This window comes from Enterobacter sp., assembly GCF_977039595.1.
In genome coordinates, this window is the sequence record NZ_CDRQYH010000003.1 from 106,450 (window position 1) to 127,042 (window position 20,593).

A 20,593-nucleotide genomic window follows, 5' to 3' on the forward strand; every position below is an offset into this window, starting at 1 on the left:
TATCGTTTTATTACGCGCGCAGTTTGACGTCGATAGCGTCCTGCGCGCGGGTGCTGCGTTGGGAATCATGGCCGTGCTGACGGCCCGATACGTCCAGAACTTCCTGGTTATTCACCAGCTCACCGAGGGTGATGTTGTTGAGGAAGCCGGTCAAACGGTCGCTCAGATCGCGCCACAGCGCGTGGGTCAGGCACTTATCGCCGCCCTGGCAGCCGCCTTTACCCTGGCAACGGGTCGCGTCAACGGATTCGTCAACTGCGCTGATCACTTCGCCAACTGCAATACTGCCCGCGTCTTTACCCAGCAGATAACCGCCGCCTGGGCCACGAACGCTGGAAACCAGTCCATTTTTACGCAGTCTGGAGAACAGCTGTTCCAGGTAAGAGAGGGAGATCCCTTGTCGTTCAGAAATATCAGCCAACGGAACCGGGCCCGCTTCGGAGTTGAGCGCAACGTCCAGCATCGCGGTCACGGCATAACGCCCTTTAGATGTCAGTCTCATGTCTTACTTAACCTCAAACTCGCCCCTGCCCGGGGTTTTTTATTGTAAAATGGGGGTATTGCATAGCAGGGCCAAGTCTGACATTCCTGACTAAAATGGTCAACTATTTACTTGACTGTTTTAGTCAGGTATTTAACCTTCTGTGCCTTCATAACCCAGGTGCGGGCTGATGCCCTCACCCCGCCCTTCTCCCACAGGGAGAGGAGGAAATCGACACTACTCTTTATTCTTCTGCTCAATCGACGCAAGAATCCCGCGCAGGATGTTCAGCTCCTGACTTTCCGGACGCGCGCGGGTAAACAGACGGCGCAGCTTGTTCATCACCTGCCCCGGGTGGCCTTCGCGAATAAAGCCGGTTGAGAGCAGCGTCTGCTCCAGATGACCGTAGAAGCGCTCAAGGTCATCCACCAGCGGGTAAGCCGTCTCTTCTTTTGGCTCGACCTCTTTCTCCTGCGTCGCCAGCCACGCCATTCGTACTTCGTAAGCGATAACCTGCACCGCCATCGCCAGGTTTAGCGAGCTGTACTCCGGGTTTGCCGCAATCGCGACGTGATAATGACACTTCTGCAGCTCGTCGTTAGTCAAGCCTACGCGCTCGCGGCCAAACACCAGCGCAACCGGTGCCTGTGCTGCTTCCGAGACACTTTTCAGGCCGCATTCACGCGGATCGAGCATTGGCCACGGCAGCGTGCGTGAACGCGCGCTGGTACCGACAACGAGGCTGCAGCCGGCCAGCGCTTCGTCAAGGGTATCGACGATCTGGGCATTGCCGATTACGTCGCTGGCACCGGCCGCCAGAGCAATCGCCTGAGAGTCAGGCTTCACCAGCGGGTTAACCAGCCACAGGTTCGTTAAGCCCATGGTTTTCATAGCGCGGGCAACGGAGCCCATGTTGCCGGTATGCGATGTTTCGACCAGCACAATTCGAATGTTTTGCAGCATAATTTTTAATGTCTGAATTCAGTGTCTGAAGAATATTCGGGCATATTATCATAAACGGGAGACATAATCCGATCCCGCTGCTATACTCTGCGCCGATTTTCCTGTTCTTTAACATCCAGTGAGAGAGACCGATGCATCCGATGCTGACCATCGCCGTGCGCGCAGCGCGCAAGGCGGGTAATGTAATTGCCAAACACTACGAAACGCCAGACTCCGTAGAAACCAGCCAGAAAGGCAGCAATGATTTCGTGACTAACGTCGATAAAGCCGCAGAAGCGATTATTATCGAAACGATCCGCAAATCTTACCCACAGCACACCATCATCACCGAAGAAAGCGGTGAACATGAAGGTACCGATCAGGATGTTCAATGGGTTATCGATCCACTGGATGGCACCACCAACTTCGTTAAACGCCTGCCACACTTCTCTGTGTCTATCGCAGTACGCATTAAAGGCCGTACTGAAGTCGCCGTTGTGTATGATCCAATGCGTAACGAACTGTTCACCGCGACCCGCGGTCAGGGCGCACAGCTGAACGGCTACCGTCTGCGCTGCAGCAACGCACGCGATCTGGACGGCACCATTCTGGCGACCGGTTTCCCGTTCAAGGCGAAACAGCACGCGACCACCTACATGAATATCCTGGGCAAACTGTTCACCGAATGCGCGGACTTCCGTCGCACCGGTTCTGCTGCGCTGGATCTGGCCTACGTGGCAACCGGCCGCGTTGACGGTTACTTCGAACTCTCACTGAAGCCATGGGATTTTGCTGCGGGCGAGCTGATCGCGCGTGAAGCAGGCGCCATTGTGTGCGACTTCACCGGCGGCCATAACTATATGTCTACCGGCAACATCGTTGCGGGTAACCCACGCGTTGTTAAAGCCATGCTGGCCAACATGCGTGATGAACTGAGCGATGCGCTGAAGCGTTAATCCCGGTAATCCCCTCTCCCTGTGGGAGAGGGGATCCCAACTAAAACGGCCGTAATCCCCTTCCCACCGGCACCGCACTCATCCACATGGTTACCGCCGCCACCAACAGAATGACCCCGCCCGCCAGCGCAAGCGTGGTCCACCCTACCTGTCGCCACAGCACCGGCGTTTTATTGCCGCTGAGTTTGACCGCCAGCTGACGGAAGCTGTGTACCAGCAGCGCTAAAGACGAAATAGTGAGAGAGGTTCCTGCCGCCATCGCCAGCGCGGACAGCATGCCCCAGCCGAACACGCCAATCACCTTACTGAAAAGCAGCACCATGATGGCACCCGAGCACGGGCGCATACCCATCGAGAGAACAATCATCAGCCGCGCACGCCAGTCGTCGCCGTTCTGCAACTGTTCTTGCGTGGGCAAATGCTGATGCCCGCAGCCGCAGTGTTCATCATGAACGTGGTGCGGCGTAAAGGATTTGAACGTTGGCTTTCGCAGCAGCGCGCGCAGCTTTTTCAGCGCCCGCCAGCACAGGATCAGCCCCAGCACGCCCACCAGCGCGTAGCTCCCCTTCTCCAGCCAGAAGCTGCTCATGTGCAGCTGGCGCGCGGGAAGCTGTAACAGCGAAAGGACGACCACGACCAGCGCAATCGCCACGCCGCCCTGAAGCAGCGAGGAGGCCAGCGTCAGGCCGATACTTGATTTCAGCTTTGACGGATGCGTGGCGAGCCAGGTTGTGATGACAATTTTGCCGTGCCCCGCCCCCAGCGCGTGCAGCACGCCATAGATAAAGCTGAACGCCAGCAGGGAACCGCCCGCCTTTGTCGGATTCTCCGCCACCGCCTTCAGCAGACCGCTCATCTGCTGGTTGACCTCACGCTGCCAGATAATGCTTTTCATCATGACCTGCGGCCAGGCCTGCCAAAGCCACATCGCACCGCAAACGGCGAACAGCAAAAAGATCGCCAGCGGCCAGAGGTGCAGCCAGCGGCGCTGTTTTCGAACCGGAGAAGAGATCACTGACATTGTAACGTCACCTCCTGCGCGAACTGTTTACCCAATTCCATGTCCTCAGGCGGGGCATCTTCCTTGTCGAGAGAGACCGCAAAGTTCAGCGTCTCTTCGCTGGGCTTCGGGGTATGAACGCCGATTTTGCAGCTTTTTTGCAGCGCGTCCGGCAGCCGCACGTCGCTGTCTTTGTCATAGCGCATGTCGACATAATAGGTAGGGTCAAAGGTGGAAAAGCGATACGTTTGCCCCGCCAGCGGCTGAGGGTGCGCCAGCGGGAGCACGAACGTCAGCACCGCCTGGTGCCCTTCGCGCGTCATCCCGTATTCCGTGGGTCGGTTCAGAAATTTGACCTTTTGCCCGTTATGCCAGAACTCGGTGAAATAGTGCTGGCCGAGCACGTTGGCCATCACTTCTGCCGCCAGCTTTTTCCAGATTTCATCACCGGGCTTCGCATTTCCCGCATCATAGAGCAGATCGGCCGAGGTGATTTCATCCATCGTCCAGCGCATTTTCAGGCCGCTGAGCTGCGTGCCGTCGGTGACTAGCTCGGTCTGGAGGTCAATAAAACTGTGAGGGTGTGCGCTGGCGGTGAAGCTGATAACCGCCAAAAATAACGCCATCGCACTTTGTTTAACTGTTTGCATCAATTCCTCACGTCAAAAATTCTGTGATGTTCCCCAGCAATCCTGAATGAAAGGCCTGCCGGCGCGCTTTTCAGCGTTCATCCTTTAGCTATTCTTATCAAACATTCACACTGGATACCCGACAGATGATGACGACGCTTGAAATTCCATCTGTGCTTTCCAGTTCGCAGCGCCGCTGCCAGGTGCTTTTGATGCTTTACCTGCCCGATGCTGCCGTCACCGCACAGAGCATAATTGCTGCCAACGGCGTGGACGACGCGATGGCACGGCAAGATATAGCCGAGACGCGCGATGAAATCCAGCGCTATCACCGGCTGGATATCGTCACGCACCACGACGGCAGCTACCGGATTGAAGGTACAGCCCTGAATCAGCGTTTATGCCTGCTGCACTGGCTGCGCCGGGCGCTGCGGATTTGCCCGCAGTTTGTCTCGCACCAGTTTACCCCCGCATTAAAAACCGCGCTTAAACAACACGGCATCGCGCGTCCGCTTTATGACGATGCGAACCTGCAGGCGCTGATCGGCTTCTGCTCTCGCAAGCTGCAGCGCCAGTTTGAATGCCGCGACGTCCAGTTTTTACAGCTCTATCTGCAATACTGCCTTATTCAGCACCAGCTCGGGAATACGCCGCAGTTTTCTCACGTTCAGCGCAGCTGGACCCAGTCAAGAGGGGAGTATTTTACAGCGCAGGAGATCGTGCGCCACTGGAGACGGCGCGTCCCGCAGGGTGCCCACGGGGATGAACAGCTGTTTCTGGCGCTGCTGTTTATGATGCTCCGCACGCCCGACCCGGTGCTCGATAAACACCAGCAGGATCAGCGTTTGCGCCGGGCCATCGTACGCATGGTCGCCCGCTTTCGCTCGCAGACCGGGATGAACTTCAGCGATGAGCAAGGGCTCACCGATCAGCTGTATATCCACCTTGCTCAGGCGCTGGACCGCTCGCTGTTTGAGATCGGCATCGACAATAGCCTGCCGGAGGAGATCCACCGTCTCTATCCCCGGCTGTTACGCACCACGAAGGAAGCGCTGTTTGAGCTGGAAGCGGAGTTTGGGCTGCGTTTTTCCGATGAAGAGATGAGTCTGGTGGCTGTGATTTTCGGTGCCTGGCTGATGCAGGAGACCGATCTGCACGAAAAACAGGTGATCCTGCTGACGGGAGACGATAAAGCCAGTGAGGACCTGATTGAACAGCAGCTTCGCGAGCTGACGCTGCTGCCGCTCAACATTCGCTATCTGACGCTACAGGCTTTCCAGAAAGAGGGGGCACCGCGCGAAGCCGCGCTGGTTATCACCCCCTACCCTACGGCCCTGCCGCTGTTCTCGCCACCGCTGATTCATGCCGTTGAGACATTAAACGCGCAGCAGCAAGAACATATTCGCGCCATGCTGGAATCGTAGTTACGCGCGTGCGGCCACTTTCGGTCGAACAAACATTGCCGGTAGCGCCACCAGCGCCATTACCCAGAACACGCCATGCCCCAGGTGCTGGTAAAGGAACCCCGCAAAGACCGTCATGATCGCGATACTGCCCCCCATGGCTACCGCAGAATAGACGGCCTGCAGACGAATAACGTCTCCGCCCTCGCGCGCTGCGATATAGCGCATGGCCGCCAGATGGCACACGGTAAAGGTACCGCAGTGAAGAATTTGCGCCACAATCAGCCACGGCAGATCGGTCGTCCAGCCCATAATCCCCCAGCGCGCCACGCCGCACACGGCGGAAAGCAGCAGCAGGTCACGCGCGCCAAAGCGACGGAACAGTTTTTTGCTCAGGGCAAAGATAATGACTTCAGCCACTACGCCCAGCGACCACAGATAGCCCACTGCAGAAGCAGAATATCCCGCTCCCTGCCAGTAGATGGCGCTGAAGCCATAGTACGCCGCATGTGCCCCCTGAAGCAGACAGACACACGCCAGAAAACGCCAGCTCTGTGCAACCAGGCTCTGCCACGCGGGCCAGCCCGCGCTCTCCTGATGGCGACTTTCCCCTTGCGGCATCACCGACGGTCGCAGCAGCATGCCCAGCAGCATCGAGGCAATACCGATACTCAGCAGGGCAAGAATGGCGCGGTAATCGTAAAGGCTGACCAGTTTCCCCACCAGCGCAGAGCCAATCACAAAGGCGATAGAGCCCCACAGGCGCACGCGTCCATAGTCCATGGTGATCTGCTTTTGCCAGGTGTTCGCCAGGGCATCCGTCAGCGGTACCAGCGGCGAGAAGAACAGGTTAAAGCCGACCATCACCACCATCAGCCAGGCAAACTGGTGGCTGACCCAGAAGCAGGCAACAAAGACCAGCGTCAGCAGAGCAAGAATGCGCACGGCCTTGATCAGTAAGGAGGGATCGCTGACGCGCGGGGCGATAAGCAGGCTGCCGAGGAAACGCGCCACCAGCCCGGCCCCGAGCAGGACACCGATGGTCTCGGGCGTCAGGCCGATACCCTTAAGCCAGACGCTCCAGAAAGGCAGAAAAATGCCGTAGCTAAAGAAATAGGTGAAATAACTGAGCGCCAGCCAGCGCGTGGAATGCAAGACCATGAATCCCTCCCGAAATCGAGGCCATAGTCTGGCGAGAATATAAGAATTAAGCAAGTAGATAGCCTGCTATAAATTAACGAAAATTTAACATCTTGTGTAATCGTCTGGCTTATGGCAGGGAATGAAAATATGTATTACGTTTAAATTACTCCACTTGCAGAGGTTTTTCTGCCATGAACTCACTACGTTATCTCGATTTCGGCCAGTCACGTCACCTGCTGCTGCTCATTGGCCGCATCGCACTTGTCGTGCTGTTTATTATCTTTGGTTATCCAAAACTGACGGGGTTTAGCGGCACCGTACAATACATGACCTCGCTGGGAACGCCGATGCCCATGCTGGCGGCCATTATTGCGGTAGTGATGGAAGTGCCTGCCGCCATTCTGATCGTACTGGGCTTTTTCACCCGTCCTCTCGCGGTACTGTTTGTGTTCTATACCCTGGGCACGGCGATTATCGGTCACCATTACTGGGATATGACCGGTGATGCGGTCGTGTCGAATATGATTAACTTCTATAAGAACGTCAGTATTGCTGGCGCCTTTATTTTGCTGGCCATTGTTGGGCCGGGGGCTATTTCCCTGGACCGGCGTTAAGCCATAAAAAAAGGCCGCAAGCGCGGCCTTTTTTATTTCTGCAGGGCAGAGGAATTATGCGTAGACCGGGAAGCGTGCGCAGATATCCAGAACTTTACCTTTGACGCGCTCGATAACCGCTTCGTCATTGATGTTGTCCAGAACGTCACACATCCAGCCAGCCAGCTCTTTCACTTCCGCTTCTTTAAAGCCGCGGCGAGTTACGGCCGGAGAACCGATACGAATACCGGAGGTCACGAACGGGCTCTTCGGATCGTTTGGCACGCTGTTTTTGTTCACGGTGATGTTGGCGCGGCCCAGGGCAGCGTCAGCTTCTTTACCGGTCAGGTTCTTATCAACCAGATCCAGCAGGAACAGGTGGTTTTCAGTCCCGCCGGATACCACTTTGTAGCCACGGTTCAGGAACACTTCCACCATCGCTTTGGCGTTCTTAGCAACCTGCTGCTGGTAAACCTTGAACTCTGGCTCCATCGCTTCTTTCAGCGCAACCGCTTTTGCCGCGATAACGTGCATCAATGGGCCACCCTGCGCGCTTGGGAACACCGCGGAGTTCAGTTTTTTGTACAGCTCTTCGTCACCGCCTTTCGCCAGGATCAGGCCACCGCGTGGACCCGCCAGGGTTTTGTGGGTGGTGGTGGTCACAACGTGAGCGTGTGGAACCGGGTTCGGGTAAACGCCTGCGGCGATCAGACCCGCAACGTGCGCCATGTCAACGAACAGGTAAGCACCGATGCTGTCTGCGATTTCACGCATTTTTGCCCAGTCAACGATACCGGAGTAAGCAGAGAAGCCACCGATGATCATCTTCGGCTTGTGCTCTTTAGCCTGCTTCGCCATGTCTTCGTAGTCAATTTTACCGGACTCATCAATACCGTAAGGGATGATGTTGTACAGTTTGCCGGAGAAGTTAACCGGGGAGCCGTGAGTCAGGTGGCCGCCCTGCGCCAGGTTCATACCCAGAACGGTATCGCCCGGCTGCAGCAGCGCAGTGTAGACCGCGAAGTTAGCCTGAGAGCCAGAGTGCGGCTGCACGTTTGCGTAGTCAGCGCCAAAAAGTTCTTTCGCACGGTCGATAGCCAGCTGCTCAACGATATCAACATACTCGCAACCGCCGTAATAGCGTTTGCCCGGGTAACCTTCAGCGTATTTGTTGGTCAGCTGAGAACCCTGCGCCTGCATAACGCGCGGGCTGGTGTAGTTTTCGGAGGCGATCAGTTCGATGTGCTCTTCCTGACGTACTTTTTCCTGCTCCATAGCCTGCCACAGTTCGGCATCATAATCGGCAATGTTCATTTCACGCTTTAACATCCGCATCTCCTGACTCAGCTAACAAGTAAATTTTGGCCTGAAAAGGCAGTCCTGTTGGACGACGGGCAACAGTATAACTGATTAGTTCTGTGATAACAGGTCTTGACAAACGATTTTACGCAAACGTTTTCCTACCCGCCACGCAAGGGTTTGAGGAATAAAGCTCTCGCCCTTTCCAGCGGATTTCTTTTCAGGTTTGTGATGCATATTTTTCATCTTGCAAAGAACCATTTACAACGCAGGGGTATTTTTATAAGATGCATTTAAAATACATCATTAAAGTCACATCGGAAGGAAGCAGCTATGCTCGACGCTCAAACCATCGCTACCGTAAAGGCCACCATTCCCCTGCTGGTGGAAACCGGCCCTAAACTCACCGCCCATTTCTACGATCGCATGTTCACGCACAACCCGGAGCTCAAAGAAATTTTCAACATGAGCAACCAGCGTAACGGCGATCAGCGTGAAGCGCTGTTCAACGCCATCGCGGCCTACGCCAGCAATATTGAAAACCTTCCAGCATTGCTGCCTGCGGTGGAAAAAATCGCGCAGAAACATACCAGCTTCCAGATCCAACCTGAACAGTACAACATCGTGGGCGGACACCTGCTGGCAACCCTGGACGAGATGTTCAGCCCGGGCCAGGAGGTGCTGGACGCGTGGGGTAAAGCCTACGGGGTGCTGGCAAACGTGTTTATCAACCGTGAAGCGCAGATCTACAGCGAAAACGCCAGCAAGAACGGCGGCTGGAAAGGCACGCGCGCGTTCCGCATCGTTGAGAAAACGCCGTGCAGCGCATTAATCACCAGCTTCGAGTTTGAGCCGGTGGACGGTCAACCGGTGGCCGATTACCAGCCAGGGCAGTATCTGGGCGTGTGGCTGAAGCCTGAAGGATTCCCGCATCAGGAGATCCGCCAGTATTCCCTTACCCGCAAGCCAAACGGCAAAGGCTACCGCATTGCGGTGAAGCGTGAGGACGGCGGTCAGGTTTCCAGCTGGCTGCACAACGAAGCTAACGTGGGCGACGTGGTGCATCTGGCCGCGCCGGCGGGCGATTTCTTTATGGCCGTTGACACCAATACGCCGGTCACGCTGATCTCTGCGGGCGTCGGCCAAACGCCGATGCTGGCGATGCTTGATACGCTGGCAAGATCACACCACGGGGCGCAGGTTAACTGGTTCCATGCGGCCGAGAACGGCGACGTGCACGCTTTTGCAGATGAAGTGAAAACGCTCGGGGCCTCCCTGCCGCGTTTCACCGCGCACACCTGGTATCGCCTGCCGACGGAAGCGGATCGCGCAATTTGACAGTGAAGGGTTGATGGATTTACGCCAGCATGAAGGTGCGTTCAGCGCACCGGAGACGCAGTTCTACGTCTGTGGACCGGTGGCGTTTATGCAGTATGCCGCGAAGCAGCTGGTTGAGCTGGGCGTGAACAAGGACAACATTCATTACGAATGCTTCGGCCCGCATAAGGTGCTGTAATGCAAAAAGCCCCTCGTTTGAGGGGCTTTTTTTCGTCGGATGGCGGCTGCGCCTTACCCGGCCTGGAAAATATTTAAATCGCCGCGTCGTCTTCTTCGCCGGTACGGATACGGATCACGCGCGCCACGTCAAAGACGAAGATTTTACCGTCGCCAATCTTGCCGGTCTGCGCCGTGCGGATAATGGTGTCCACACAGGTATCGACGATATCGTCGCTGACCACGATTTCAATTTTTACTTTCGGCAGAAAGTCGACCATGTACTCTGCGCCACGGTAAAGCTCGGTGTGGCCCTTCTGACGACCAAAACCTTTCACTTCCGTCACGGTCATCCCGGTGATGCCGACTTCCGCCAGCGCTTCACGCACATCATCCAGTTTGAAAGGTTTAATAATCGCATCAATCTTTTTCATGGTGGGTCCTTAAACTCTTGCCTGTAAGCTGCCTCGTAATCGATTGCTCACAGTATCATATTCAAGCGAATTTTGCGGTACTACTCTTTAAAATCGTTCGCTTCAAGCTCATGACGTGACAGCAGCTTGTAGAATTCGGTGCGGTTGCGTCCGGCCATGCGCGCCGCGTGGGTCACGTTGCCTTTAGTGATCTGCAATAGCTTACGCAGATAGTTCAGTTCGAACTGATTGCGCGCTTCTGCAAACGTCGGCAGAGCCGTGTTTTCCCCTTCCAGCGCCTGCTCCACCAGCGCGTCGCTGATCACCGGTGACGAGGTCAGCGCCACGCACTGCTCAATCACGTTCACCAGTTGACGCACGTTACCCGGCCAGCTTGCGGCCATCAGCCGCTTCATCGCATCGGTGGAAAACGCGCGCACGAACGGTTTATGGCGGTCGGCCGCCTGGCGCAAAAGATGGTTCGCCAGCAGCGGAATGTCTTCCGCACGTTCCGCAAGCGCAGGGATCTTCAGGTTAACCACGTTCAGACGGTAGTAGAGATCTTCGCGAAACTCGTTGCGGGCCATCACTTTTGGCAGATCGCGGTGGGTCGCCGAAATAATTCGCACGTTAATATCGATATCGCGGTTGCTGCCCAGCGGGCGCACTTTGCGCTCCTGCAGCACGCGCAGCAGCTTGACCTGCAGCGGCGCGGGCATGTCACCAATCTCGTCCAGGAACAGCGTGCCGCCTTCCGCGGCCTGGAATAGCCCTTCCCGGCTGCTTACCGCCCCGGTGAATGCGCCTCGGGCGTGACCAAACAGTTCCGATTCAAGCAGCTGCTCCGGGAGCGCGCCACAGTTAATCGCAATAAAAGCGTTCTTGCTGCGCGGGCTGGCGTTATGGATCGCCTGCGCCAGGATCTCTTTCCCGGTTCCGCTCTGGCCGTTGATGAGCACGCTGACGTCAGACTGCGCCACCATCCTCGCCTGCTCTAGCAGGCGCAGCATCACGGGGCTGCGGGTGACGATAGACTCCCGCCACGCTTCATCCCCCGCCGGGGCGGCATGTTCCAGCGCGCTGTCGATAGCCTTATAAAGCGCGTCTTTGTCCACCGGCTTGGTCAGGAAGCTGAATACTCCCTGCTGCGTCGCGGCAACCGCATCCGGGATCGACCCGTGCGCGGTAAGGATAATTACGGGCATACCCGGCTGCTGCTTCTGGATCTCCGCGAACAGCTGCAGGCCATCCATTTCATCCATCCGCAGGTCGCTTATCACCAGATCGATTTTCTCTCGGCTGAGAATTTTCAGCCCCTCCAGCCCGCTTTCCGCGGTCACGACGCTGTAGCCCTCACTCACCAGACGCATCCCCAGCAGCTTTAATAGCCCGGGATCGTCATCCACCAGTAAGAGATGGGCTGGTTTACGGCTCGTCATGCTTCACGTCCTCTTGTTTCGGCGTATCGCTGTCCGGCGCAGCGGATGAACTCCCCGGCTGATATTTACGCGACGAGAGCTGTCTTTCGATATCGGTCAGGTTCTCCAGCTTACGCGTCGTGGTATCCAGCTGGGTACGTAAATGTTGCTGCTGCTGACGCAGCGTATCAAGCTCGCTGTCGGTTGACAGTTGCAGCTTGCTGTAGCGGGAGCGCTCTTCAGAAAGCTGAAGCTGTAGCGTCTGGCCATCGCGCCAGAGCTGGTATACCGGGCGTACCTGTACGGGTAGATTGACCACAAACGTGTCCAGTCGGGTTACATTAACGCGGCGTTCAACGGGGGTAATTTTCGCATCAGCCAGCAAAATGCCGCGCTTGAAAGCGTCCTGCCAGGTGTCGTCATCCAGCATCGCCGCCTTCGAGCGGGCGTCTACCGGCGCCAGACGCTGGGCGCAATCTATTCCACGCAGCCAGAACAGCGGGTTGCTTTCGACGTCATGCCCTGACAGGTTCCAGATGTCTTCGCAGCGGGTCGAGAGGAAATCGGCCAGCTGGTTATCGGGCCATTTATCTTCTTGTTTATCAGTAATGGCACTTTGCGGCACATGGGAAACACACCCTGCCAGAAATAAACAGGGCAGGCTCAGGCGAAGCGTGCGGCGGGAAAACACCGCGCGTACGGCGCGGGAAAAAACGTGTGACATACTCACCAGACATAGATTCATTTTATTGATTTTTCCGGCTCAGGGGCAGTTCAATACGGAAGCAAACATCCGAACGTTCGTCCGTGGCAATGTTTAGCTCACCCTGCATGCGTCGTATGCAGTCCCGGGCAATGCTCAAGCCCAGACCGCTTCCTTTCACCGCACCTTTCCGCTGATGACTCCCCTGGAAAAAGGGCTCGAAGATCATGGATTTTTCGTCATCGGGGATCGGGGTGCCGGTGTTAGCGACGTCGATAAACACCCGGGAACTCTTCGTATAGCTTCGGATATAAATGTTACCGGATTCAGTACCATAGTGCACCGCATTGGAATAAAGATTATCCAGCACGCTCATTAACAGCATGGGTTCAGCGAGACAGGTCGGCGCATTCAGCTCTACACCGGTATGCATCATTTTAGCTCTTGCTGGCAAGCTATGGGCGGATATCACCATATCCACCAGCGGTTCAATCTCGACGTTTTCCAGTACGACCGCCCCATCTGCCAGCTTGCGGTTGTAATCCAGCAGTTGCTCAATCAGCTTCTGTAGATTACGGCTGCTGTTATCCAGGATCTCGACAATTTCTTTCTGTTCGGGCGTAAGCGGCCCAGCCACTTCGTCCGCCAGCAGTTCCGTCCCTTCGCGCATGCTGGCCAGCGGCGTTTTAAGCTCATGGGAGATATGGCGCAGGAACTGATGACGCTGTGATTCAAGCCACGCCAGGCGCTCGGACAGCCAGATAATGCGCTGGCCTACGGATCGCAGCTCGCGAGGACCTTTAAAGGCGACCGTATCCCCGAGCGATTTCCCCTCCCCCAGGCGGTTGATCATCCGCTGGATCCCCTTCACCGGGCCGATGATCATGCGGGTAAAGAGCAGAACCAGCCCGAGGCTCACCAGGAACAGCACCAGCGCCTGCCAGCCGAAGAACTGGCCGCGCTCGGCAATCTCCTGCTGAAGCTGCTGACCGCGGGAGAAGATCACCGTACGCGTTGACTGCACCATCTCGGTGTTGGCACTGGCAAAAGCTTCGAGGCGTGGGGGGGCCGCCGCCACCCGGCCGCGGGTACTGCATTGCAGCTGCGCGAGATCGTTCAAATCCTGACGTAACGCCTGATACAGCCTGTCGTCAGGCAAAACCCCCGCATGAGAGTCCAGCATTTCGCTGTAGCGTTTGCGCTGACTCTGATAAACCTTTTCCAGCGTTCGATCGTCAAGCACGCAATACTGACGATAGCTACGCTCCATTTCCAGGGCGGCGTTTGTCATCGCTTCACTGCGTCTGGCGTCAATGAGCGTCGTGCGGTTGGTCAATGCCGCCTGCGCGCTCAGCGCGTTCAGACTTTGCCACGCCTGCCAGGCAAGGATCAGCAGCGGCAGCAGAATCAGCAGGAAGGCCATCATGACGAGCTGCCGCAGGGAGCGGGGGAAAACGGGCCAGCGTTTCAACGCATTACTCTCTTAATGGGGGTTTACGCAGAGCGTAACTGAGTCTGCCCTTCAGATACAACAAAGCCGGGTAAAAACCCGGCTTTGTCATGGAATGAGGCGGTGCCTAACTCGACGTTTCGCCCTGGCCTGATAAAGCATCGCTATGATCAGTAGTTGGACGGCAGGCACCTTTTTGTGCGTCATTCGAAGTTTATGTAGCGCTTCCCGAAGGGGCTGACATAAGAAGGTGAATGAGCCACTGGTTAATATTATGCAACACCCGTGCCAGAATGCAAAACAAAATATTAACATATTGAAATATAAAGCTTTTACTCGTTAAGCTTGTTAATTATCGGTTGAATGATTTTCAGGCTAAGTGTCGCTATTAAGCAACACCTTAACGGAAACCTTTCCTGCCATATATAAATCAATAACTTAAATGTCTCTTTTTGGAGACACTTAAGTTGCCGGTCTGTCGCAATTATGCGACACAAATAAAAAAAAGCCCGGTTGAGCTTTCGCTTACCGGGCCTGGAAGGATGTGGGACTAAAACTTAACCCAATTGCTTACGCGCATTGCGGAAAATGCGCATCCATGGGCTGTCCTCGCCCCAGTTTTCCGGGTGCCAGGAGTTGCTCACGGTGCGGAACACGCGTTCCGGGTGCGGCATCATGATGGTCGCGCGACCGCTTTCGCTGGTCACCGCCGTAATACCGTTGGCGGAGCCGTTCGGGTTAGCCGGGTAGGTTTCCGTGACCTTGCCGAAGTTATCGACAAAGCGCAGTGCCACCAGGCCTTTGCTCTCCAGCTGAGCCAGATGCGCAGCATCACGCACTTCTACCTGACCTTCGCCGTGGGAAACGGCGATTGGCATCTGTGAACCGACCATTCCCTGCAGCAGCAGAGACGGGCTCTGGGTCACTTCCACCAGGCTGAAGCGCGCTTCGAAGCGGTCAGACTGGTTACGCACAAAGCGCGGCCAGGCTTCGCTGCCCGGGATCAGCTCACGCAGGTTAGACATCATCTGGCAGCCGTTACACACGCCCAGCGCCAGGGTCTGCGGACGGTGGAAGAAGGTTTCGAACTCGTCGCGCACGCGGCTGTTAAACAGGATGGACTTCGCCCAGCCTTCGCCTGCGCCCAGCACGTCGCCGTAGGAGAAGCCGCCGCACGCCACCAGCGCCTGGAAATCTTCCAGACCGGTACGTCCGGCCAGCAGATCGCTCATGTGGACGTCGATAGCGTCAAAGCCCGCGCGGTGGAAGGCCGCAGCCATCTCAACGTGGGAGTTAACGCCCTGCTCGCGCAGCACCGCCACTTTTGGACGCGCGCCGGTCGCAATGTACGGCGCAGCGATGTCTTCGTTAATGTCGAAGGAGAGCTTCACGTTCAGGCCTGGATCCTGGTCATTGGCCTTCGCGTTGTGCTCCTGATCGGCACATTCAGGGTTATCACGCAGGCGCTGCATCTGCCAGGTGGTTTCCGCCCACCACATGCGCAGCGTGGTTCGGCTTTCGCTGAACACCGCATGGCCGTCTGCTTCAATGACGAAGCGGTCGCCCTGAACGGCTTTACCCAGATAGTGGACGCAGTCTGCCAGACCGTGCTTCGCCAGAATCGCTTCAACCGCATCGCGATCCGCTGCACGCACCTGAATCACGGCGCCCAGCTCTTCGTTGAACAGCGCAGCCAGACGGTCTTCGCCAAGCGTAGCGATGTTGGCTTCCACGCCACAGTGGCCGGTGAAGGCCATCTCTGCCAGGGTCACCAGCAGGCCGCCGTCGGAACGGTCATGGTAGGCCAGCAGCTTACGCTGCGCCACCAGCGCCTGAATCGCGTCGTAGAAGCCTTTCAGCTGCGCCACGTCGCGCACGTCGGCTGGCTTATCGCCAAGCTGACGGTAAACCTGCGCCAGCGCGGTGGCGCCCAGCGCGTTGTGGCCTTTACCCAGGTCAATCAGCAGCAGGGCGTTATCTTCAGTCGCCAGCTGCGGCGTAACGGTGTGACGCACGTCTTCCACGCGGGCAAACGCGGTGATCACCAGCGACAGTGGAGAGGTCATCTCGCGCTGCTCGTTACCTTCCTGCCAGCGGGTTTTCATCGACATGGAGTCTTTACCCACCGGAATGGTCAGGCCGAGTGCTGGACACAGCTCCTCACCCACCGCCTTCACGGCTTCATACAGGCCAGCATCTTCGCCCGGGTGGCCGGCTGCGGCCATCCAGTTTGCGGAGAGCTTGATACGTTTGATATCGCCAATCTGCGTCGCGGCGATGTTGGTCAGCGCTTCACCGACCGCCAGACGGGCAGAGGCGGCGAAATCCAGCAGCGCCACCGGGGTGCGTTCGCCCAGCGCCATCGCTTCGCCGTAGTAGCTGTCGAGGCTCGCAGTGGTCACGGCGCAGTTCGCCACCGGGATCTGCCAAGGGCCGACCATCTGGTCGCGGGATACCATACCGGTCACGGTACGGTCGCCGATGGTCACCAGGAAGGTTTTCTCTGCCACAGCAGGCAGGTGCAGCACGCGGTTAACCGCTTCTGCCACGGTGATGCCCTGGCGATCCAGCGCTTTTCCCGCAGCCTTGCGGGTCTGCACGTCGCGGGTCATCTTCGGCGTTTTACCGAGCAGGACGTCGAGCGGCAGATCGATCGGCTGGTTGTCGAAATGTGTATCGCTCAAGGAGAGATGCGGCTCTTCGGTCGCTTCACCGATGACGGCATACGGCGCGCGCTCGCGGCGGCACAGCTCGTCAAACAGCGGCAGCTGGTCCGCCGCAACGGCCAGCACGTAGCGCTCCTGGGATTCGTTACACCAAATTTCCAGCGGGCTCATGCCCGGTTCATCGCTCAGGATGTCGCGCAGGTTGAAGCGACCGCCGCGGCCGCCGTCGCTCACCAGCTCCGGCATGGCGTTGGACAAGCCGCCCGCGCCCACGTCGTGGATGAAGAGGATTGGGTTGGCATCACCCAGCTGCCAGCAGCGGTCGATCACTTCCTGGCAGCGGCGCTCCATCTCAGGGTTGTCACGCTGCACGGACGCGAAGTCGAGATCCGCATCAGACTGGCCGGAGGCCATCGAAGAGGCCGCACCGCCGCCCAGACCGATGTTCATCGCCGGGCCGCCGAGTACGATCAGCTTCGCGCCGACGACGATCTCGCCTTTCTGCACGTGATCGGCACGGATGTTGCCGATCCCGCCTGCCAGCATGATCGGTTTGTGGTAGCCGCGCAGCTCTTCGCCGTTGTGGCTGTCCACTTTCTCTTCATAGGTACGGAAGTAACCGTTCAGCGCCGGACGGCCAAACTCGTTGTTAAACGCCGCGCCGCCCAGCGGACCTTCGGTCATGATATCCAGGGCGGTTACAATGCGCTCTGGCTTGCCGAAATCTTCTTCCCACGGCTGTTCAAAGCCCGGGATACGCAGGTTGGAGACGGCGAAACCGACCAGACCCGCTTTTGGTTTTGCACCACGACCAGTCGCCCCTTCGTCACGGATTTCACCGCCGGAGCCGGTAGCCGCACCCGGCCACGGGGAGATCGCCGTCGGGTGGTTGTGGGTTTCAACCTTCATCAGGATATGCGCGGGCTCCTGATGGAAGTCATAGCGCCCTGCTTCGCGATCGGCGAAGAAGCGGCCCACCTCGGAGCCTTCCATAACCGCGGCATTGTCTTTATAGGCAGACAGCACGTGGTCAGGGGTTTGCTCCATGGTGTTTTTGATCATTTTGAACAGCGACTTCGGCTGCTGTTCGCCGTCAATAATCCAGTCGGCGTTGAAAATCTTATGGCGGCAGTGCTCAGAGTTAGCCTGCGCGAACATGTAAAGTTCGATGTCGTTCGGGTTACGGTTGAGCTTAACGAACGCATCCTGCAGGTAGTCGATTTCGTCTTCTGCCAGCGCCAGGCCGAGACGCAGGTTGGCGTCGATCAGCGCCTGACGGCCCTGCCCTAGCAGGTCCACGCTCTGTACTGGCGCAGGCTGATGGTGGGAGAAAAGCTTCTGTGCGTCATTGAGAGAGGCAAATACGCTCTCCATCATGCGGTCGTGCAGCTCAGCCGCAACCGCCTGCCACTGCGCGTCGCTCAGGGTTGAGGCTTCCACGTAGTACGCCACGCCGCGCTCCAGACGGTTAATCTGGCTCAGGCCACAGTTGTGGGCGATGTCGGTGGCTTTGGAAGACCAGGGGGAGATGGTGCCCGGACGCGGCGTCGCAAGGATCAGTTTGCCGGTTGGCGTATGGCTGCTGAGGCTTGGGCCATACTTGAGCAGGCGTTCCAGCTGTACGCGCTCCTCTGCATTCAGGGGGGCATTCAGGTCAGCAAAATGGACATACTCAGCGTAAATATTGCTTACCGGAAGGTCGGCCGCCTGAAAACGTGCCAGCAGTTTAGTGATACGGAAGGCAGACAGTGCAGGCGAACCACGCAGAATTTCCATCATAAGTCTCTCGTCTTCGAAGCGCCGGGGCGCTTACAGTGTGCGCAAGGGGGGAAAACGGGCGTCATTATAGAGAATCCTGAGCGCCGACGAAACCGTTTGCGTCGAAATAAAATTTGCCCAGAGGTTTAACAATAGATGTGACCTGTCTCTCTAATTGGTTGCCAAGTGGCGCAAGTTTACGCAAAATGCCGCTCATTCAATGGCAAACCTTATTATTAACATGGCTACAGCAAACTGAGGCAACCGGCGTCGCAGAGAATTAACTAATTGAAAAAATTAAAGATTAATTATCTGCTCATCGGCATTGTAACGTTGCTGTTGGCAGTGGCCCTCTGGCCTTCTATCCCCTGGTTCGGCAAAGCCGAAAACCGTATCGCCGCCATTCAGGAGCGGGGGGAATTGCGCGTCAGTACCCTCAACTCCCCGCTCATTTACAGCGACATCAACGGCAAAATCATTGGTCTGGATTATGAGCTGGCACAACAGTTCGCCGATTATCTTGGCGTGAAGCTTAAAATCACCGTCCGCCAGAATATCAATCAGCTTTTTGACGACCTCGATAACGACGATGCCGACATGCTTGCCGCCGGGCTGGTGTATAACAGCGAGCGCAGCAAGAACTACCAGCCGGGCCCGACCTACTACTCCGTTTCGCAGCAGCTGGTTTACCGCGTCGGGAGCCTGCGCCCGCGCTCGCTGGCTTCGATTAACGATCGGCAGCTGACGATTGCGCCCGGCCACGTGGTGATTGACGACCTGCGTGAGCTCAAGGAGAAAAAATATCCCGACCTGAGCTGGACGGTGGATCCGAAACTCGGCACGACGGAGCTGCTTGAGCAGGTAAAAGACCAGAAAGTGCCCTACACCATTGCCGATTCGGTCGCAATCAGCCTGTTCCAGCGCGTGCATCCTGAAATCGCCGTGGCGCTGGACGTTACCGACGAGCAGCCCGTGACCTGGTTTAGCCAGCTTGATGACGATCAGACCTTCTCTGCCGCGATGCTTGATTTTTTCAACACCATCAATGAAGACGGTACGCTGGCGCGTCTGGAGGAGAAGTACCTCGGGCACGGTGATGACTTTGACTACGTTGACACCCGCAGCTTCCTGCGCGCGGTAGACAGCGTCCTGCCGGACCTGCAGCCGCTGTTCGAAAAATACGCCCAGGAAATTGACTGGAAACTGCTGGCGGCTATTTCGTATCAGGAATCCCACTGGGATACCCAGGCCACGTCCCCGACTGGGGTACGTGGTTTGATGATGTTAACCAAAAATACCGCGCTGAGCCTGGGCGTGAATGACCGTACCGATGCCGAACAAAGCATCAGCGGCGGCGCGCGCTACCTGCAGGATATGATGGCCAAAGTCCCGGAAACGGTGCCGGAAGAGGAGCGGATCTGGTTCGCGCTGGCGGCCTACAATATGGGCTATGCGCATATGCTGGATGCGCGAGCATTGACGGCCAAAACGAAAGGCAACCCGGACAGCTGGTCAGACGTAAAGCAGCGCCTGCCGCTGCTGAGCCAGAAGCCATGGTATAACAAACTGACATACGGCTACGCGCGCGGGCATGAAGCCTACGCCTACGTGGAAAATATCCGTAAATATCAGATTAGCCTGGTCGGGTATCTGCTGGAGAAAGAGAAAGAGGCGACAGAGGCCAAACGGCTGGCTCAAAGTTATCCGGTCGTGGCGCCGGACGAACTTAATCGCCCGACAGCTTCAATTCTGCCTTTTGCTGCTTTTTCTGCTGACGGCGCATTCGAAAGAAATCACTTAATAGCCCCGAACACTCTGGTGCGAGCACCCCGCCGATAGTCTTCACCTGGTGGTTCATTCCGGGGTGCCCCAACACGTCCATCAGTGAGCCGGCCGCGCCGGTTTTTTCATCCCGCGCCCCGAAAACCAGAGTCCCGATCCGGCTGTGCACCATCGCCCCGGAACACATCACGCACGGCTCCAGCGTCACATACAGCGTGGTATCAAGCAGGCGATAGTTTTGCAGCACCAGACCGCCCTGACGAAGCGCCATAATTTCGGCATGCGCGGTAGGATCGTGGCGGCCAATCGGACGGTTCCACCCTTCGCCAATCACCTGGTTATTGTGGACCAGCACGGCGCCTACGGGCACTTCGCCCTCGTCCCAGGCACGCTGAGCGAGCGTTAGCGCGTGGCGCATCCAGTATTCATGATTGTATTCAGGGTTGGACAACGGTTGATACTC

Annotated in this window: 16 protein-coding genes and 1 pseudogene; 5 read left to right on the top strand and 12 right to left on the bottom strand. The window is 57.0% G+C overall.

Translation table 11 applies throughout. The features are described from left to right. Positions 1-10: 10 nt before the first annotated feature. Both iscR and trmJ read right to left on the bottom strand, forming a co-directional pair. Positions 11-502 carry a Fe-S cluster assembly transcriptional regulator IscR gene (gene iscR, locus ACWYRJ_RS01980; protein ID WP_045399615.1) on the bottom strand — a complete coding sequence of 164 codons (492 nt, stop codon included), beginning with the start codon at positions 500-502 and terminating at the stop codon, positions 11-13. 216 nt (positions 503-718) lie between these two features. Then, positions 719-1,444: a tRNA (cytosine(32)/uridine(32)-2'-O)-methyltransferase TrmJ gene (gene trmJ, locus ACWYRJ_RS01985; RefSeq protein ID WP_111965142.1), complete on the bottom strand. Its 726-nt coding sequence runs from the start codon at positions 1,442-1,444 to the stop codon at positions 719-721. A gap of 131 nt (positions 1,445-1,575) precedes the next feature. On the opposite strand from trmJ, the gene suhB reads away from it, so the two are divergent. Continuing rightward, on the top strand, positions 1,576-2,379 hold the full coding sequence (gene suhB, locus ACWYRJ_RS01990; RefSeq protein WP_003860668.1) for an inositol-1-monophosphatase: 804 nt from the start codon (positions 1,576-1,578) through the stop codon (positions 2,377-2,379). A 40-nt stretch (positions 2,380-2,419) separates the two neighbouring features. Here suhB and ACWYRJ_RS01995 read toward each other — a convergent pair whose 3' ends face one another. Continuing rightward, complete coding sequence (locus ACWYRJ_RS01995) at positions 2,420-3,400, bottom strand: nickel/cobalt transporter (protein ID WP_455507320.1); 981 nt, start codon at positions 3,398-3,400, stop codon at positions 2,420-2,422. Next, positions 3,391-4,029, bottom strand: coding sequence for a DUF1007 family protein (locus ACWYRJ_RS02000; RefSeq protein ID WP_194400148.1), 639 nt, complete (start codon positions 4,027-4,029; stop codon positions 3,391-3,393). Before ACWYRJ_RS02000 ends, ACWYRJ_RS01995 begins: the two co-directional genes overlap by 10 nt. A 125-nt stretch (positions 4,030-4,154) precedes the next feature. Here ACWYRJ_RS02000 and csiE point away from each other — a divergent pair, with 125 nt between their 5' ends. Then, the gene (gene csiE, locus ACWYRJ_RS02005) at positions 4,155-5,432 is read left to right on the top strand and encodes a stationary phase inducible protein CsiE (protein ID WP_455507321.1); all 1,278 of its coding nucleotides are present in this window, start codon (positions 4,155-4,157) and stop codon (positions 5,430-5,432) included. Here csiE and ACWYRJ_RS02010 read toward each other — a convergent pair whose 3' ends face one another. Continuing rightward, positions 5,433-6,572: a 3-phenylpropionate MFS transporter gene (locus ACWYRJ_RS02010; protein ID WP_249576270.1), complete on the bottom strand. Its 1,140-nt coding sequence runs from the start codon at positions 6,570-6,572 to the stop codon at positions 5,433-5,435. 173 nt (positions 6,573-6,745) lie between these two features. Here ACWYRJ_RS02010 and ACWYRJ_RS02015 point away from each other — a divergent pair, with 173 nt between their 5' ends. Then, on the top strand, positions 6,746-7,168 hold the full coding sequence (locus ACWYRJ_RS02015) for a DoxX family protein (protein ID WP_455507322.1): 423 nt from the start codon (positions 6,746-6,748) through the stop codon (positions 7,166-7,168). 54 nt (positions 7,169-7,222) lie between these two features. On the opposite strand, the gene glyA is transcribed toward ACWYRJ_RS02015, so the two are convergent. Beyond that, positions 7,223-8,476, bottom strand: a complete 1,254-nt coding sequence (gene glyA / locus ACWYRJ_RS02020; RefSeq protein WP_008502165.1) for a serine hydroxymethyltransferase — start codon at positions 8,474-8,476, stop codon at positions 7,223-7,225. A gap of 303 nt (positions 8,477-8,779) precedes the next feature. Here glyA and hmpA point away from each other — a divergent pair. Next, positions 8,780-9,962, top strand: a pseudogene (hmpA, locus tag ACWYRJ_RS02025) (NO-inducible flavohemoprotein). Positions 9,963-10,035: 73 nt separating this feature from the next. On the opposite strand, the gene glnB reads toward hmpA, so the two are convergent. The 5 genes from glnB to purL form a co-directional block, all read right to left on the bottom strand. Next, a complete protein-coding gene (glnB, locus tag ACWYRJ_RS02030; RefSeq protein ID WP_003860685.1) occupies positions 10,036-10,374 on the bottom strand; it encodes a nitrogen regulatory protein P-II in 339 nt (112 codons plus the stop codon). A gap of 80 nt (positions 10,375-10,454) precedes the next feature. Next, entirely contained in the window at positions 10,455-11,792 is a 1,338-nt protein-coding gene (gene glrR, locus ACWYRJ_RS02035) for a two-component system response regulator GlrR (RefSeq protein WP_021241871.1), read from the bottom strand. After that, entirely contained in the window at positions 11,779-12,516 is a 738-nt protein-coding gene (gene qseG, locus ACWYRJ_RS02040; protein ID WP_455507323.1) for a two-component system QseEF-associated lipoprotein QseG, read from the bottom strand. Before qseG ends, glrR begins: the two co-directional genes overlap by 14 nt. Before the next feature lies 1 nt (position 12,517). Next, positions 12,518-13,945 (bottom strand): two component system sensor histidine kinase QseE/GlrK, encoded by a 1,428-nt coding sequence (gene qseE, locus ACWYRJ_RS02045; RefSeq protein WP_455507324.1) that lies wholly within the window; start codon positions 13,943-13,945, stop codon positions 12,518-12,520. Positions 13,946-14,481: 536 nt separating this feature from the next. After that, on the bottom strand, positions 14,482-18,369 hold the full coding sequence (purL, locus tag ACWYRJ_RS02050; protein ID WP_455507325.1) for a phosphoribosylformylglycinamidine synthase: 3,888 nt from the start codon (positions 18,367-18,369) through the stop codon (positions 14,482-14,484). A gap of 267 nt (positions 18,370-18,636) precedes the next feature. Between purL and mltF the strand changes: the two genes are divergently transcribed. Next, entirely contained in the window at positions 18,637-20,187 is a 1,551-nt protein-coding gene (gene mltF / locus ACWYRJ_RS02055) for a membrane-bound lytic murein transglycosylase MltF (RefSeq protein WP_111965132.1), read from the top strand. On the opposite strand, the gene tadA is transcribed toward mltF, so the two are convergent. After that, positions 20,075-20,581 (bottom strand): tRNA adenosine(34) deaminase TadA, encoded by a 507-nt coding sequence (gene tadA / locus ACWYRJ_RS02060; RefSeq protein WP_455507326.1) that lies wholly within the window; start codon positions 20,579-20,581, stop codon positions 20,075-20,077. The two genes, mltF and tadA, sit on opposite strands and share 113 nt — an antisense overlap. Positions 20,582-20,593 lie beyond the last annotated feature (12 nt).

Excerpts from the sequence above, each read along its gene's own strand:
- ACWYRJ_RS02015 (WP_455507322.1), top strand. The coding sequence starts at position 6,746 with ATGAACTCACTACGTTATCTCGATTTCGGCCAGTCACGTCACCTGCTG.
- iscR (WP_045399615.1), bottom strand. The coding sequence starts at position 502 with ATGAGACTGACATCTAAAGGGCGTTATGCCGTGACCGCGATGCTGGAC.
- suhB (WP_003860668.1), top strand. The coding sequence starts at position 1,576 with ATGCATCCGATGCTGACCATCGCCGTGCGCGCAGCGCGCAAGGCGGGT.
- ACWYRJ_RS02010 (WP_249576270.1), bottom strand. The coding sequence starts at position 6,572 with ATGGTCTTGCATTCCACGCGCTGGCTGGCGCTCAGTTATTTCACCTAT.
- glyA (WP_008502165.1), bottom strand. The coding sequence starts at position 8,476 with ATGTTAAAGCGTGAAATGAACATTGCCGATTATGATGCCGAACTGTGG.
- csiE (WP_455507321.1), top strand. The coding sequence starts at position 4,155 with ATGATGACGACGCTTGAAATTCCATCTGTGCTTTCCAGTTCGCAGCGC.
- trmJ (WP_111965142.1), bottom strand. The coding sequence starts at position 1,444 with ATGCTGCAAAACATTCGAATTGTGCTGGTCGAAACATCGCATACCGGC.
- ACWYRJ_RS02000 (WP_194400148.1), bottom strand. The coding sequence starts at position 4,029 with ATGCAAACAGTTAAACAAAGTGCGATGGCGTTATTTTTGGCGGTTATC.
- purL (WP_455507325.1), bottom strand. The coding sequence starts at position 18,369 with ATGATGGAAATTCTGCGTGGTTCGCCTGCACTGTCTGCCTTCCGTATC.
- ACWYRJ_RS01995 (WP_455507320.1), bottom strand. The coding sequence starts at position 3,400 with ATGTCAGTGATCTCTTCTCCGGTTCGAAAACAGCGCCGCTGGCTGCAC.
- glrR (WP_021241871.1), bottom strand. The coding sequence starts at position 11,792 with ATGACGAGCCGTAAACCAGCCCATCTCTTACTGGTGGATGACGATCCC.
- qseG (WP_455507323.1), bottom strand. The coding sequence starts at position 12,516 with ATGAATCTATGTCTGGTGAGTATGTCACACGTTTTTTCCCGCGCCGTA.
- glnB (WP_003860685.1), bottom strand. The coding sequence starts at position 10,374 with ATGAAAAAGATTGATGCGATTATTAAACCTTTCAAACTGGATGATGTG.